Raw genomic sequence first — 15,576 nt, 5'->3', positions numbered from 1 at the left:
GCTGCGGTCAGAGTGGTCTTACCGTGGTCAACGTGGCCGATAGTGCCGACGTTAACGTGGGGAAGGGTACGATCAAATTTTTCTTTAGCCACGACAGTGAACTCCTAGCCTAAAGGGGCTGAATCAGCCTTGTTTTTTAATGAGAGCTTCGACGATGTTCGACGGAGCTTCAGCGTACTTGGAGAATTCCATGGAGTAGCTTGCGCGACCCTGAGACATGGAACGAACGTCGGTCGCGTAACCGAACATTTCCCCGAGCGGAACTTCAGCGCGGACGACGCGGCCAGAGACCGACTCATCCATACCCTGTACCAGACCACGACGACGGTTCAGGTCACCCATCACGTCACCCAGGTAGTCTTCCGGGGTTACAACTTCGACCTTCATGATCGGCTCGAGAACCACGCCGCCACCCTTCTGGGCCAGCTGCTTGGTTGCCATCGATGCAGCGATCTTGAACGCCATTTCGTTGGAGTCGACGTCGTGGTACGAACCGTCGAATACCGTGGCCTTCAGGCCGATCAGAGGATAGCCGGCAACAACGCCGTTCTTCATCTGCTCTTCGATACCCTTCTGGATCGGGGCGATGAACTCCTTCGGAATCACACCACCAACGACTTCGTTGGTAAACACCAGACCTTCGGTGATATTGCCTTTTTCGTCCACTTCCGGCTCCGAGAAACGGATCCAGCAGTGACCGAACTGACCACGACCACCCGACTGACGAACGAACTTGCCTTCGATCTCGACGTTGGACTTGGTGATCTTCTCGCGGTACGAAACCTGAGGCTTACCGATGTTGGCTTCGACGTTGAATTCGCGCTTCATGCGGTCAACGAGGATGTCCAGGTGCAGCTCACCCATACCGGAGATGATGGTCTGGCCGGTTTCTTCGTCGGTCTTGACGCGGAACGACGGGTCTTCCTGGGCCAGCTTGCCCAGTGCGATACCCATCTTCTCCTGGTCGGCCTTGGTTTTCGGCTCGACGGACAGGGAGATTACCGGCTCAGGGAAGTCCATACGCTCAAGGATGATTGGATGATCGGCGTTGCACAGGGTTTCACCGGTGGTCACGTCTTTCATACCGATCAGGGCGGCGATGTCACCAGCGCGCACTTCCTTGATCTCTTCACGCTGGTTGGCGTGCATCTGCACCATACGACCAACGCGCTCTTTCTTGCCTTTGACCGAGTTGATCACGGAGTCGCCGGAGCTCAGAACACCCGAGTAGACACGAACGAAGGTCAGAGTACCTACGAACGGGTCGGTCGCGATCTTGAACGCCAGGGCCGAGAAGGGTTCGTTGTCGTCAGCGTGACGCTCGTCTTTACGAACAGCCGGGTCTTCCTTGTCCAGATCCTTGTCGTCCGGGTTGATACCCTGGATGGCAGGAATCTCGGTAGGAGCAGGCAGGTAGTCGATGACGGCGTCGAGAACCAGGGGAACACCCTTGTTCTTGAACGACGAACCGCAAACAGCTGGAACGATCTCGCTGGCCAGGGTGCGCGCGCGCAGGCCTGCCTTGATCTCGTCAACGGTGAGCTCACCGCCTTCCAGGTACTTGTTCATCAACTCTTCGTTGGCTTCAGCAGCAGCTTCAACCATGTTGTTGCGCCACTCTTGAGCCAGCTCAAGCATGTCCGCAGGAATTTCTTCCTCGCGGTAGGTGGTGCCCTTGTCGTCGTCGTTCCAGTAGATAGCCTTCATCTTGATCAGGTCGACCTGACCCTGGAAGTTATCTTCCGAACCGATGGCCAGCTGAACCGGAACCGGGGTGTGGCCCAGACGGTTCTTGATCTGACCTACGACACGCAGGAAGTTGGCACCGGCACGGTCCATCTTGTTCACGTAAACAACACGTGGAACACCGTACTTGTTGGCCTGACGCCATACGGTTTCGGACTGAGGCTCGACACCGGAGGTGCCGCAGAACACAACGACCGCGCCGTCGAGTACGCGCAGCGAACGTTCTACTTCAATGGTGAAGTCAACGTGGCCGGGGGTATCGATGACGTTTACGCGGTAGTTGTCGTACTGACCAACGGAACCTTTCCAGAAGGTGGTAACGGCAGCGGAGGTAATGGTGATACCGCGCTCCTGCTCCTGCACCATCCAGTCGGTGGTCGCGGCGCCATCATGCACCTCGCCCATCTTGTGGCTCAGACCTGTGTAGAACAGGATCCGCTCGGTAGTGGTGGTCTTGCCCGCGTCAACGTGGGCACAGATACCAATGTTACGGTAGCGGTTAATTGCTGTAGTACGAGCCATAAAGCCCTCGCAAAGTAATTGATGCTTGAATTAGAAGCGGTAGTGCGAGAACGCTTTGTTGGCTTCAGCCATACGGTGCACGTCTTCACGCTTCTTGACTGCAGCACCCTTGCCTTCGGCAGCATCCAGCAGCTCGCCAGCCAGGCGCAGAGCCATCGACTTCTCGCCGCGCTTGCGGGCGTAGTCTACGAGCCAGCGCATGGCCAGAGCGTTACGACGGGATGGACGAACTTCAACCGGGACCTGGTAAGTGGCACCGCCGACACGACGGGACTTTACTTCGACCAGCGGAGCGATGGCGTCGAGAGCTTTCTCGAAGATTTCCAGGGGGTCGCTGTTCTTGCGTGCTTTGACGGTATCCAGGGCACCATAAACGATGCGCTCGGCTACGGCCTTTTTGCCGCTTTCCATCACGTGGTTCATGAACTTGGCGAGAATCTGCGATCCGTACTTAGGATCGTCAAGGATCTCACGTTTTGCTGCTACACGACGTCTTGGCATGATAAGCCCTCAAACGGTCTTCAGGTTAGCCCGGGACCTGGGTCTACGACCCCCGCCCGACCTTACTCTTATCGACTCAAAAAAATGGATGTCTGCAAACGGCCGATTACTTCGGACGCTTGGTACCGTACTTCGAACGACCCTGGTTACGGCCTTTAACGCCCGAAGTATCCAGAGAGCCGCGAACGGTGTGGTAACGAACACCTGGCAAGTCTTTTACACGGCCGCCACGGATCAGGACGACGCTGTGCTCTTGCAGGTTGTGGCCTTCACCACCGATGTACGAGGAAACCTCGAAACCGTTGGTCAGACGCACACGGCATACTTTACGCAGTGCCGAGTTAGGTTTTTTCGGCGTAGTGGTGTACACGCGGGTGCACACGCCACGACGTTGCGGGCAGTTCTGCAGCGCAGGAACGTCGGACTTTTCGACCGAACGCTTACGCGGCTGACGTACCAGCTGGTTGATAGTTGCCATCTACTAGCTCCACTGATTGTCTTGCGACTCTATTGTCTTGCAAGAAAGCCAAAAATTGGCGAGACGGAGCCTCACCAAATTTAAGGGTACAAAAGTCTAAAGAGGATCTTGCACCCAGTCAAGACAAGGCCCCGGCCCTCCCCGCCCGATCATCGGCAACATTTCATGTCGCCGACGACCATTCGGGGTCAACCGGGGCCCTGCCCTGTACTCAGTTACCGCTGGAGTTCAGTGCTTCGGTCAGTGCGGCTTCCACCTCACTGGCGCTCACACGCAGCGGCTTGTCTGCATCACGGCGACGCTTGCGCTCGCTGTGGTAAGCCAGACCGGTACCGGCCGGGATCAAACGACCCACGACCACGTTTTCTTTCAGACCACGCAGGTAGTCGCGCTTGCCAGTTACGGCCGCTTCGGTCAATACGCGTGTAGTTTCCTGGAAGGAAGCCGCGGAAATAAACGACTCGGTCGACAGCGACGCCTTGGTGATACCCAGCAGCACACGGGTAAACTTGGAGATGAACTTGTCCTCGCCGGCGAGACGCTCGTTCTCTACCAGTACCTGAGTCAGTTCCATCTGGTCGCCCTTGATGAAGCTGGAATCGCCCGACTCGGAAATCTCGACCTTGCGCAGCATCTGGCGCAGGATGGTCTCGATGTGCTTGTCGTTGATCTTAACGCCTTGCAGACGGTAAACGTCCTGAATCTCGTTGACGATGTACTTGGCGAGTGCGCTGACACCCAATAGACGCAGGATGTCGTGCGGATCGCTCGGGCCGTCGGAGATAACTTCGCCGCGGTTCACCTGCTCACCCTCGAAGACGTTCAGGTGACGCCACTTCGGAATCAGCTCTTCGTACGGATCGCTACCGTCGGTCGGCGTGATCACCAGGCGACGCTTGCCCTTGGTCTCTTTACCGAAGGCAATGGTACCGCTGACTTCAGCCAGAATCGACGCTTCCTTCGGACGACGCGCTTCGAACAAGTCGGCAACACGTGGCAGACCACCGGTGATGTCACGGGTCTTGGACGTTTCTTGCGGGATACGCGCAATAACGTCACCGACACCGATCTGGGCACCGTCGGCTACGCCAACCAGGGCATTGGCCGGCAGGAAGTACTGGGCAGGTACATCGGTACCCGGCAGGTACAGGTCCTTGCCAGAGGCATCCACCATCTTGATGGCCGGACGGATTTCCTTGCCTGCGGCAGGGCGATCCTTGACGTCCAGCACTTCAATGTTGGTCAGGCCGGTGAGCTCATCGGTCTGACGCTTGATGGTAATGTTTTCTTCCATGCCCACGAAGGTCACGGTACCTTTGAGCTCGGTCACGATCGGGTGGGTGTGCGGGTCCCACTTGGCGACGATGGCGCCAGCTTCGACCTTGTCACCTTCCTTGACCGAAATCACAGCGCCGTACGGCAGCTTGTAACGCTCACGCTCACGACCGAATTCGTCGGCAATGGCCAACTCGCCCGAACGCGATACGGCAACCAGGTTACCATCTGCGCGCTCAACCTGCTTCAGGTTATGCAGACGTACCATACCGCCATTCTTCACCTGAACGCTGTCAGCAGCCGAGGTCCGGCTTGCAGCACCACCGATGTGGAACGTACGCATGGTCAGCTGGGTACCAGGCTCACCGATGGACTGGGCGGCAATGACGCCGACCGCTTCACCGATGTTCACCTGATGACCGCGCGCCAGGTCACGGCCGTAACACTTGGCGCAGATACCGAAGCGGGTTTCGCAGCTGATCGGCGAACGCACGACCACTTCGTCGATGCTGTTCAGCTCGATGAACTCGACCCACTTCTCGTCTACCAGCGTACCGGCAGGAACGATGACGTCCTCGGTGCCTGGCTTGAACACGTCACGGGCGATCACACGGCCCAGAACACGCTCACCCAGCGGCTCGACAACGTCGCCGCCTTCGATGTGCGGGGTCATGACCAGACCTTGGTCGGTACCGCAGTCGATCTCGGTCACCACCAGGTCCTGCGCCACGTCTACCAGACGACGCGTCAGGTAACCGGAGTTAGCAGTCTTCAGTGCGGTATCCGCCAGACCCTTACGAGCACCGTGAGTCGAGATGAAGTACTGAAGTACGCTCAGACCTTCACGGAAGTTCGCGGTGATAGGCGTCTCGATGATGGAGCCATCCGGCTTGGCCATCAGGCCACGCATACCGGCCAGCTGACGGATCTGGGCTGCAGAACCACGCGCACCCGAGTCAGCCATCATGTACATCGAGTTGAACGATTCCTGGTCGACTTCATTGCCCTCGCGATCAATGACCTTCTCTTTCGAGAGGTTGGCCATCATCGCCTTGGACACTTCGTCGTTCGCCTTGGACCACAAGTCGATGACCTTGTTGTACTTCTCGCCCTGGGTTACCAGGCCGGAGGCGTACTGACTTTCGATTTCCTTCACTTCATCGGTAGCAGTACCGATGATGCGGGCCTTCTCATCCGGGATGACGAAGTCGTTCACACCGATGGAAACACCGGAAATGGTCGAGTAGGCGAAACCGGTGTACATCAGCTGGTCAGCGAAGATGACGGTCTCTTTCAGACCAACCACGCGGTAGCACTGGTTGATCAGCTTGGAGATCGCCTTTTTCTTCATTGGCTGGTTGACGACATCGTAAGGCAGGCCAGCAGGTACAACCTGGAACAGCAGCGCACGGCCAACAGTGGTGTCGACGATACGGGTGTTCTTGGTGACGCTGCCATCACGTTCTTTCACGGTCTCGTTGATACGAACCTTGATTTTCGCGTGCAGGGCAGCTTCGCCGGCGCGGAATACGCGGTCGACTTCCTGCAGGTCGGCAAACACACGACCCTCGCCCTTGGCGTTGATGGCCTCACGGGTCATGTAATACAGACCCAACACGACGTCCTGCGACGGAACGATGATTGGCTCACCGTTGGCTGGCGACAGGATGTTGTTGGTCGACATCATCAGTGCACGCGCTTCGAGCTGGGCTTCCAGCGTCAGCGGCACGTGAACGGCCATCTGGTCACCGTCGAAGTCGGCGTTGTACGCGGCGCAGACCAGCGGGTGCAGCTGGATGGCCTTACCTTCGATCAGTACCGGCTCAAAGGCCTGGATACCCAGACGGTGCAGGGTCGGTGCACGGTTGAGCAGCACGGGGTGTTCGCGAATCACTTCGGCGAGAACGTCCCACACCTCTGGCAGTTCGCGCTCGACCATCTTTTTGGCAGCCTTGATGGTGGTCGCCAGACCACGCATTTCCAGCTTGCCGAAAATGAACGGCTTGAACAGCTCGAGGGCCATCTTCTTCGGCAGACCGCACTGGTGCAGACGCAGGGTCGGGCCTACGGTAATTACCGAACGGCCGGAGTAGTCCACACGCTTACCGAGCAAGTTCTGACGGAAGCGACCTTGCTTACCTTTGATCATGTCGGCCAGGGACTTCAGCGGACGCTTGTTCGAACCAGTGATGGCGCGACCACGACGACCGTTGTCCAGCAGGGCGTCGACCGCTTCCTGCAGCATGCGCTTTTCGTTGCGCACGATGATGTCCGGCGCCGACAGATCCAGCAGGCGCTTGAGACGGTTGTTACGGTTGATCACCCGACGGTACAGGTCGTTCAGGTCGGAGGTCGCGAAGCGGCCGCCATCCAACGGTACCAGCGGGCGCAGGTCCGGCGGCAGCACTGGCAGGACGGTCAGGACCATCCACTCAGGCAGGTTGCCGGAGCCCTGGAAGGCTTCCATGAGCTTCAGGCGCTTGGACAGCTTCTTGATCTTGGTTTCCGAGTTGGTCTGCGGAATCTCTTCACGCAGGCGGCCGATCTCGTGCTCCAGGTCGATAGCGTGCAGCAGCTCGCGGACAGCCTCGGCACCCATGCGGGCGTCGAAATCGTCACCGAACTCTTCCAGCGCTTCGAAGTACTGCTCGTCGTTGAGCAACTGGCCTTTTTCAAGCGTAGTCATGCCTGGGTCGATTACGACGTAGCTCTCGAAGTAGAGCACGCGCTCGATATCACGCAGGGTCATGTCCATCAGCAAGCCGATACGGGACGGCAGCGACTTCAGGAACCAGATGTGTGCGACCGGCGAAGCCAGCTCGATGTGAGCCATGCGCTCACGACGGACCTTGGCGAGGGCAACTTCAACACCGCACTTCTCGCAGATAACGCCGCGATGCTTGAGCCGCTTGTACTTACCGCACAGGCACTCGTAGTCCTTGACTGGGCCAAAGATCTTGGCGCAGAACAGGCCGTCACGTTCTGGTTTGAACGTACGGTAGTTGATGGTTTCCGGCTTCTTAACTTCACCGAACGACCACGAACGGATCATCTCTGGTGACGCCAGACCGATGCGGATGGCGTCGAACTCTTCGACTTGACCCTGGTTTTTCAGCAAATTCAGTAGGTCTTTCAAGGCCTTTCCTCCTGGCGGAGCAGGGAGCGGGCACTGCCTGCCCCACTCCCCTTCACGTCACGTGTTATTCGGTTTCCAGATCGATATCGATACCGAGCGAACGGATCTCTTTGATCAACACGTTGAAGGACTCGGGCATGCCCGGCTCCATACGGTGATCGCCATCCACGATGTTCTTGTACATCTTGGTACGGCCGTTCACGTCGTCCGACTTCACTGTGAGCATTTCTTGCAGGGTGTATGCCGCGCCGTATGCTTCCAGCGCCCACACTTCCATCTCCCCGAAACGCTGACCACCGAACTGTGCCTTACCACCCAGCGGCTGCTGGGTAACCAGGCTGTAAGAACCAGTGGAACGCGCGTGCATCTTGTCGTCCACCAAGTGGTTCAGCTTCAGCATGTACATGTAACCAACGGTCACAGGACGCTCGAACTTGTTGCCGGTACGGCCATCGAACAGCACCATCTGGCCGCTCTCAGGCAGGTCGGCCAGCTTCAGCATGGCCTTGATCTCGCTCTCTTTCGCACCGTCGAACACGGGCGTTGCCATTGGCACGCCTTTCTTCAGGTTATGAGCCAGGGCGAGAATTTCTTCATCGCTGAACTCGTCGAGGCTTTCCTGACGACCACCGATCTCGTTGTAGACCTCGGTCAGGAACACGCGCAGCTCTGCGGCTTTGCGCTGCTCCTCGATCATGCGATCGATCTTTTCACCCAGACCCTTGGCCGCGAGGCCCAGGTGGGTTTCCAGAATCTGACCCACGTTCATACGCGAAGGTACACCCAGCGGGTTCAGTACGACATCGACCGGCGTGCCGTTGGCGTCATGCGGCATGTCTTCGACCGGCATGATCACCGAGACAACACCTTTGTTACCGTGACGACCGGCCATCTTGTCACCCGGCTGGATGCGACGGCGGATTGCCAGGTAGACCTTGACGATCTTCAGAACGCCTGGTGCCAGGTCATCGCCCTGTTGCAGCTTGCGCTTCTTGTCTTCGAACTTGTCGTCCAGCAGTCGGCGACGGTCGACGATGTACTGCTGAGCCTTTTCCAGCTGCTCGTTCAGTGCATCTTCGGCCATGCGCAGCTTGAACCACTGACCGTGCTCCAGACCGGCGAGGACTTCATCAGTGATGACAGTGCCTTTCTTCAGGCCTGCACCACCGTCGACCACCTGACCATCCAACGCAGAGCGCAGACGCTCGAAGGTTGCGCCTTCGACGATGCGGAATTCCTCGTTGAGGTCCTTGCGGATCTCGTCGAGCTGCATCTTCTCGATGGCCAGCGCACGGCTGTCACGCTCGACGCCATCACGGGTGAAGACCTGAACGTCGATGACAGTACCCTTGGTACCGGTCGGTACGCGCAGGGAAGTGTCCTTAACGTCGCTGGCTTTTTCGCCAAAGATCGCGCGCAGCAGTTTTTCTTCAGGGGTGAGCTGGGTTTCGCCTTTTGGCGTTACCTTGCCGACCAGAATATCGCCAGCGCCAACTTCAGCACCGACGTAAACGATACCGGCTTCGTCCAGCTTGTTCAGCGCAGCCTCACCCACGTTCGGGATGTCTGCAGTGATCTCTTCTGGGCCAAGCTTGGTGTCACGGGCCACACAGGTCAGTTCCTGGATGTGGATCGTGGTGAAGCGATCCTCCTGAACGACGCGCTCGGAGAGGCAGATGGAGTCTTCGAAGTTGAAGCCGTTCCATGCCATGAACGCGATGCGCATGTTCTGACCCAGCGCCAGCTCACCCATGTCGGTGGACGGGCCATCGGCCATGATATCGCCGCGCTGTACCATGTCACCCTTGCTCACCAGCGGACGCTGGTTGATGCAGGTGTTCTGGTTCGAACGGGTGTACTTGGTCAGGTTGTAGATATCTACACCTGCCTCGCCGGTTTCCACTTCGTCATCCGCTACACGGACCACGATACGGCTGGCGTCGACCGAGTCGATCACGCCACCGCGGCGAGCAACCACGCAGACACCGGAGTCACGGGCAACGTTGCGCTCCATGCCGGTACCTACCAGCGGCTTGTCGGCACGCAGGGTTGGTACAGCCTGACGCTGCATGTTCGAGCCCATCAGTGCACGGTTGGCGTCGTCGTGCTCCAGGAATGGGATCAGCGACGCAGCGACCGAAACTACCTGCTTGGGCGAAACGTCCATCAGGGTGACGTCTTCCGGCGCCTTGACGGTGAATTCGTTCAGGTGGCGCACAGCGACCAGCTCATCGATCAGCTGCTTCTTGTCGTTCATCGCGGCCGAAGCCTGGGCGATCACGTGATCGGCCTCTTCGATGGCAGACAGGAATACGATGTCGTCGCTGACAACGCCTTCCTTCACCACACGGTACGGGCTTTCCAGGAAGCCGTACTGGTTGGTGCGAGCATACGCAGCCAGGGAGTTGATCAGACCGATGTTCGGACCTTCAGGGGTTTCGATCGGGCACACGCGGCCGTAGTGGGTCGGGTGTACGTCACGCACCTCGAAGCCAGCACGCTCACGGGTCAGACCGCCAGGGCCGAGTGCGGAAACACGGCGCTTGTGGGTGATCTCGGAGAGCGGGTTGTTCTGGTCCATGAACTGCGAAAGCTGGCTGGAACCGAAGAACTCTTTCACCGCCGCCGCTACCGGCTTGGCGTTGATCAGGTCCTGAGGCATCAGGCCTTCGCTTTCAGCCATCGACAGACGTTCCTTGACCGCGCGCTCGACACGCACCAGGCCTACACGGAACTGGTTCTCGGCCATTTCACCAACGCAACGTACGCGACGGTTACCCAGGTGGTCGATGTCGTCGACGATGCCTTTGCCGTTACGGATATCGACGAGAGTCTTCAGAACCTCGACGATATCTTCCTTGCTCAGCACGCCCGAGCCTTCGATTTCGGTGCGACCGATACGACGGTTGAACTTCATGCGGCCGACGGCGGACAGGTCGTAACGCTCGGCGCTGAAGAACAGGTTGTTGAACAGGGTTTCGGCAGCATCCTTGGTCGGCGGCTCACCTGGACGCATCATGCGATAGATTTCGACCAGAGCTTCCAATTGGTTGCTGGTGGTGTCTATCTTCAAGGTATCGGAGATGAACGGACCGCAATCGATGTCGTTGGTGTACAGGGTCTCGATACGGACAACCTGTGCCTTGGCGACTTTGACCAGCAGTTCGGTCGTCAGCTCGGTGTTGCACTCGGCAATGATCTCGCCGGTTGCAGGGTGCACGATGGCCTTGGCAGTCGTACGGCCCAGGACGTATTCCATTGGCACGTCGAGCTGTTTGACACCGGCTTTTTCGAGCTGATTGATATGGCGCGCAGTGATGCGGCGGCCTTGCTCGACGATGACCTTGCCATTCTCGTCATGGATGTCCATGACCGCGACTTCACCACGCAGACGCTGTGGCACCAGTTCAAGGCTGAGGTTCTCGCCGGAAACATGGAACACGTTGGTGGTGTAGAAGGTGTTCAGCACTTCTTCAGTGCTGTAGCCCAGCGCGCGCAGCAGGACCGAAGCCGGCAGTTTGCGGCGACGGTCGATACGCACGAATACGCAGTCCTTAGGATCGAACTCGAAGTCCAACCAGGAGCCGCGGTATGGAATGATGCGAGCGGAGTACAGCAGCTTGCCCGAGCTGTGAGTCTTGCCACGGTCGTGGTCGAAGAATACACCCGGCGAGCGGTGCAGCTGGGAAACGATCACACGCTCGGTACCGTTGATTACGAAGGTACCGTTCTCAGTCATCAGGGGGATTTCACCCATGTAGACTTCTTGCTCTTTGATGTCCTTGATCGCTTTGTTCGACGATTCCTTGTCGAAGATGATCAGGCGCACCTTGACCCGCAGTGGGACCGCGAAGGTCACGCCACGCAGGACACATTCCTTCACATCGAAGGCGGGTTCGCCCAGGCGATAGCCTACGTACTCCAAGGCAGCATTGCCGGAGTAGCTGATGATCGGGAATACCGATTTGAAGGCCGCATGCAGACCGACGTCGCGGAACTGATCCTTGGATGCTCCCGCTTGCAGGAATTCGCGATACGAATCCAGCTGGATGGCCAGGAGGTAAGGCACATCCATCACGTCCGGCAACTTGCTAAAGTCCTTGCGGATACGTTTTTTCTCAGTGTATGAGTAAGCCATCAGCGTTCCCCAGCTTGGTCACCTGCTTGTTTGGCTTCTCCCGGCGGGAGCAGCCAGAAAATCGTGCAAACCCTTGGTTTGCGCCACCCACATGGGTGTCTTGCAGCTTGTTATCGGGGCCGGCCTGACCGACCGCCAATAACGGAAAAAGGCCGGTGGCATAAGCCACCAGCCATCAGCCCTTTGCTCAACGCTCGGACTGGCGTCGCAAGGTCGAGATTACTTCAGCTCGACTTTAGCGCCTGCTTCTTCCAGCTTCTTCTTAGCGTCTTCAGCGGCTTCTTTCGAAACGCCTTCAGCTACAACCTGAGGAGCGCCATCGACTTTCTCTTTGGCTTCTTTCAGGCCCAGACCGGTCAGTTCGCGAACGGCCTTGATCACGTTCACTTTCTTGTCGCCAGCTTCAACCAGAACAACGTTGAACTCGGTCTGCTCTTCAACAACGGCAGCAGCAGCAGCTGGGCCAGCAGCGGCAACAGCAGCGGTAACGCCGAAGGTTTCTTCCATAGCTTTGATCAGCTCAACAACTTCCAGAACGGTTTTCTGGCCGATTGCTTCGATGATTTGCTCGTTAGTCAGGGACATGACTTAAATCCTGTATTGGGGTGACAGCCTACGCAGCCATCAAATTAAACGAATGATTTTGAAAGAGTTTCGCTTGCCTTAGGCAGCGGTAGCTTCTTTCTGGTCGCGAATGGCTGCCAGAGTACGAGCCAGCTTGCTGGTAGCGCCTTGGATCACGCTCATCAGTTTCGCAATAGCTTCGTCGCGGGTCGGCAGGGTAGCCAACACGTCGATCTGGTTCGCTGCAATGAAATTGCCGTCAAACGCAGCTGCCTTGATCTCGAACTTGTCCTGACCCTTGGCGAACTCTTTGAACAGACGGGCAGCAGCGCCCGGGTGTTCGTTGGAGAAAGCAATCAGGGTCGGGCCTTTGAACGCATCGTTGAGGATCGAAAATTCGGTGCCTTCAACAGCGCGCTTGAGCAGGGTGTTACGTACGACACGCACGTATACGCCAGCTTCGCGGGCCTCTTTACGGAGTCCGGTCATTGCGCTTACAGTCACACCACGGGCATCGGCCACGACAGCGGACAGAGCGACTTTGGCAGCCTCGTTGACTTCAGCGACGATGGCCTTCTTGTCTTCGAGTTTAATTGCCACGGGTTTACTCCTGGTTTTTACCGTTTCATCTGGCCGAAGCCGGATGTCGTTTTGGTGTCTGATTCGGTAACGAATCGGGAGCACCATCTGCGTGGGCTGGTGTTTTAAGGCTTGCGCCGCCTACGGTCTTGGATAGCCCCCGCCAGGCAGGGACCCCAATTTTTGCTGGTGGCGTGACAGGTCACACCACCATGTTCTTACACGTCCAGCGAGCTCTGGTCGATGACCAGACCTGGGCCCATGGTGGTGCTCAGGGTAACGCGCTTGACGTAGATACCTTTCGAAGAAGCTGGCTTGATACGCTTGAGGTCAGCGATCAGCGCTTCAACGTTTTCCTTCAGCTTGCCGGCTTCGAAGCCGATTTTGCCTACGGAAGTGTGAATGATACCGTTCTTGTCGGTACGGTAGCGAACCTGACCAGCCTTGGCGTTTTTCACGGCAGTGGCTACGTCTGGGGTTACGGTACCAACCTTCGGGTTAGGCATCAGGCCACGTGGGCCCAGAACCTGACCCAGCTGACCTACGACACGCATGGCATCAGGCGATGCGATGACAACGTCATAGTTCAGGTCGCCGCCTTTCATTTCAGCAGCCAGATCGTCCATACCTACGCGGTCAGCGCCGGCAGCCAGAGCGGCTTCAGCAGCTGGACCCTGGGTGAAGACAGCAACACGTACAGTCTTGCCAGTGCCGTGTGGCAGCACGGTAGCGCTACGAACAACCTGGTCGGATTTACGTGGGTCAACACCGAGGTTTACCGCGATGTCGTACGATTCGACGAACTTGGCAGCCGGCAGCGAAGCCAGCAGAGTTGCCGCTTCTTCGAAGTTATAGGCCTTGCCTGCTTCGATTTTTTCGGCGATTGCCTTTTGGCGCTTGGTCAGCTTAGCCATTACACACCCTCCACGTTCAAGCCCATGCTGCGGGCAGAGCCAGCGATGGTGCGTACAGCTGCGTCCAGGTCAGCAGAAGTCAGGTCGGCTTGTTTAGCCTTGGCGATTTCTTCCAGCTGAGCGCGGGTAACGGTACCGACTTTAACGGTGTTCGGGCGAGCCGAACCACTGGTCAGGCCAGCAGCTTTCTTCAGCAGAACCGAGGCAGGAGTGCTCTTGGTCTCGAAGGTGAAGCTACGGTCGCTGTATACAGTGATGATCACTGGAGTCGGCAGGCCGGCTTCTTGACCCTGGGTACGGGCGTTGAAGGCCTTGCAGAATTCCATGATGTTCACACCATGTTGGCCCAGTGCTGGACCAACGGGTGGGCTTGGGTTGGCCTGGCCGGCCTTAACTTGCAGCTTGATGTAAGCCTGAATCTTCTTAGCCATGAGCTACTCCAATATCGGGTACGAACGCCTATTGGCTCCCCGGATGACTTGCGTTTTATCCCAGTGACGACAAAACCCCGCAGCACACAGGGCTGCGGGGTATGGGATGCTTCGTCCGCCTAGACCTTTTCGACCTGGCTGAACTCGAGCTCCACGGGCGTAGAGCGACCGAAAATAAGCACTGCAACCTGCAGGCGGCTCTTTTCGTAGTTAACCTCTTCGACACTACCATTGAAGTCTGCGAACGGACCATCAATGACTCGAACCACTTCACCAGGCTCGAACAGAGTCTTGGGCTTCGGCTTGTCACTGCCGTCGGCGACGCGACGCAGGATTGCCTCAGCTTCTTTATCAGTGATGGGTGCGGGCTTGTCCGCTGTACCACCGATAAAGCCCATCACGCGCGGGGTATCCTTGACCAAGTGCCAAGTCCCTTCGTTCATTTCCATCTGAACCAACACGTAGCCCGGGAAGAACTTGCGTTCACTCTTGCGCTTCTGGCCGTTACGCATTTCAACGACTTCTTCGGTCGGAACCAGGATCTCGCCGAAACCGTCTTCCATGCCAGCCAGCTTGACGCGCTCGATCAAGGAGCGCATCACATGCTTCTCGTAACCCGAGTAAGCATGCACAACATACCAACGCTTAGCCACGGGGCACCTTTAGCCTACGATCAAGGAGACCGCCCAGCCGAGCAGGGAATCGAGCCCCCACAGCAGCAGAGCCATAACCAGCACGACAGCCACAACAATCAGCGTGGTCTGGGTGGTTTCTTGGCGGGTCGGCCATACGACTTTACGAATCTCGGTACGCGCTTCCTTGGCCAGCGTAAAGAACGACTTACCCTTCGCGGTCTGCAAGGCAACAAAGCCAGCAACAGCAGCCAGAGCAAGAAGTGCGAGTACGCGGTACAGAATTGGAGCAGCAGAGTAATACTGATTACCCACTACACCAACAACCACCAAAGCCACTACAGCCAGCCACTTGAACAGATCAAAACGCGATTCTTGGGCTTCAGTTTTGGGGGTCATCGAGGAGGATCCTGTAAGAAGAAAGCCATCACACCGAGGTGAAATGGCAGGTCAGGAGGGAATCGAACCCCCAACCTACGGTTTTGGAGACCGTCGCTCTGCCAATTGAGCTACTGACCTGTAACGCTGTATCAGGCCGGCTATTATACCGGCCCAATCAAGTAAATCAACTACTTATTCAATAATTTTGGCTACGACGCCGGCGCCGACGGTACGACCGCCTTCACGGATAGCGAAGCGCAGACCGTCTTCCATTGCGAT

Annotated in this window: 12 protein-coding genes, 1 tRNA gene and 1 pseudogene; all 14 read right to left on the bottom strand. The window is 57.5% G+C overall.

Going from position 1 to position 15,576, the window contains the following annotated elements; genetic code table 11:
* Window positions 1–92 (bottom strand): GTP-binding protein (locus FS777_RS21005; protein ID WP_145257526.1); only part of this gene is annotated, 92 nt, incomplete at its 3' end.
* 31 nt (window positions 93–123) lie between these two features.
* Complete coding sequence (fusA, locus tag FS777_RS21000) at window positions 124–2,268, bottom strand: elongation factor G (RefSeq protein ID WP_058606003.1); 2,145 nt, start codon at window positions 2,266–2,268, stop codon at window positions 124–126.
* A 30-nt stretch (window positions 2,269–2,298) separates the two neighbouring features.
* On the bottom strand, window positions 2,299–2,769 hold the full coding sequence (gene rpsG, locus FS777_RS20995) for a 30S ribosomal protein S7 (RefSeq protein WP_003246741.1): 471 nt from the start codon (window positions 2,767–2,769) through the stop codon (window positions 2,299–2,301).
* A gap of 106 nt (window positions 2,770–2,875) precedes the next feature.
* Entirely contained in the window at window positions 2,876–3,247 is a 372-nt protein-coding gene (gene rpsL / locus FS777_RS20990; protein WP_003255492.1) for a 30S ribosomal protein S12, read from the bottom strand.
* 211 nt (window positions 3,248–3,458) lie between these two features.
* Window positions 3,459–7,658 carry a DNA-directed RNA polymerase subunit beta' gene (gene rpoC, locus FS777_RS20985; protein WP_058606002.1) on the bottom strand — a complete coding sequence of 1,400 codons (4,200 nt, stop codon included), beginning with the start codon at window positions 7,656–7,658 and terminating at the stop codon, window positions 3,459–3,461.
* 64 nt (window positions 7,659–7,722) lie between these two features.
* Window positions 7,723–11,796: a DNA-directed RNA polymerase subunit beta gene (gene rpoB / locus FS777_RS20980; protein ID WP_058639905.1), complete on the bottom strand. Its 4,074-nt coding sequence runs from the start codon at window positions 11,794–11,796 to the stop codon at window positions 7,723–7,725.
* Window positions 11,797–12,015: 219 nt separating this feature from the next.
* On the bottom strand, window positions 12,016–12,381 hold the full coding sequence (gene rplL / locus FS777_RS20975; protein ID WP_003255496.1) for a 50S ribosomal protein L7/L12: 366 nt from the start codon (window positions 12,379–12,381) through the stop codon (window positions 12,016–12,018).
* Between the two features lie 78 nt (window positions 12,382–12,459).
* Entirely contained in the window at window positions 12,460–12,960 is a 501-nt protein-coding gene (rplJ, locus tag FS777_RS20970; RefSeq protein WP_016715872.1) for a 50S ribosomal protein L10, read from the bottom strand.
* Between the two features lie 197 nt (window positions 12,961–13,157).
* Window positions 13,158–13,853, bottom strand: coding sequence for a 50S ribosomal protein L1 (gene rplA / locus FS777_RS20965; RefSeq protein WP_027915749.1), 696 nt, complete (start codon window positions 13,851–13,853; stop codon window positions 13,158–13,160).
* Window positions 13,853–14,284: a 50S ribosomal protein L11 gene (gene rplK, locus FS777_RS20960; protein ID WP_027915748.1), complete on the bottom strand. Its 432-nt coding sequence runs from the start codon at window positions 14,282–14,284 to the stop codon at window positions 13,853–13,855. Before rplK ends, rplA begins: the two co-directional genes overlap by 1 nt.
* 119 nt (window positions 14,285–14,403) lie before the next feature.
* Entirely contained in the window at window positions 14,404–14,937 is a 534-nt protein-coding gene (gene nusG, locus FS777_RS20955; RefSeq protein ID WP_003255501.1) for a transcription termination/antitermination protein NusG, read from the bottom strand.
* Between the two features lie 9 nt (window positions 14,938–14,946).
* Window positions 14,947–15,315, bottom strand: coding sequence for a preprotein translocase subunit SecE (gene secE / locus FS777_RS20950; protein ID WP_027915747.1), 369 nt, complete (start codon window positions 15,313–15,315; stop codon window positions 14,947–14,949).
* A 44-nt stretch (window positions 15,316–15,359) separates the two neighbouring features.
* Window positions 15,360–15,435: transfer RNA gene (locus tag FS777_RS20945), tRNA-Trp, on the bottom strand.
* 54 nt (window positions 15,436–15,489) lie between these two features.
* Window positions 15,490–15,576: pseudogene (locus FS777_RS20940) on the bottom strand (elongation factor Tu); the annotation flags it as partial.

This window comes from Pseudomonas sp. DE0157 (assembly GCF_007678615.1).
GTDB lineage: Bacteria > Pseudomonadota > Gammaproteobacteria > Pseudomonadales > Pseudomonadaceae > Aquipseudomonas > Aquipseudomonas parafulva_B.
This window is presented reverse-complemented; position numbering and strand designations above follow the sequence as displayed.

Bases quoted from the DNA above. Each gene is read 5' to 3' on its own strand.
- fusA (WP_058606003.1), bottom strand. From the start codon at position 2,268: ATGGCTCGTACTACAGCAATTAACCGCTACCGTAACATTGGTATCTGT.
- rpsG (WP_003246741.1), bottom strand. From the start codon at position 2,769: ATGCCAAGACGTCGTGTAGCAGCAAAACGTGAGATCCTTGACGATCCT.
- rpsL (WP_003255492.1), bottom strand. From the start codon at position 3,247: ATGGCAACTATCAACCAGCTGGTACGTCAGCCGCGTAAGCGTTCGGTC.
- rpoB (WP_058639905.1), bottom strand. From the start codon at position 11,796: ATGGCTTACTCATACACTGAGAAAAAACGTATCCGCAAGGACTTTAGC.
- rplL (WP_003255496.1), bottom strand. From the start codon at position 12,381: ATGTCCCTGACTAACGAGCAAATCATCGAAGCAATCGGCCAGAAAACC.
- rplA (WP_027915749.1), bottom strand. From the start codon at position 13,853: ATGGCTAAGCTGACCAAGCGCCAAAAGGCAATCGCCGAAAAAATCGAA.
- rplK (WP_027915748.1), bottom strand. From the start codon at position 14,284: ATGGCTAAGAAGATTCAGGCTTACATCAAGCTGCAAGTTAAGGCCGGC.
- secE (WP_027915747.1), bottom strand. From the start codon at position 15,315: ATGACCCCCAAAACTGAAGCCCAAGAATCGCGTTTTGATCTGTTCAAG.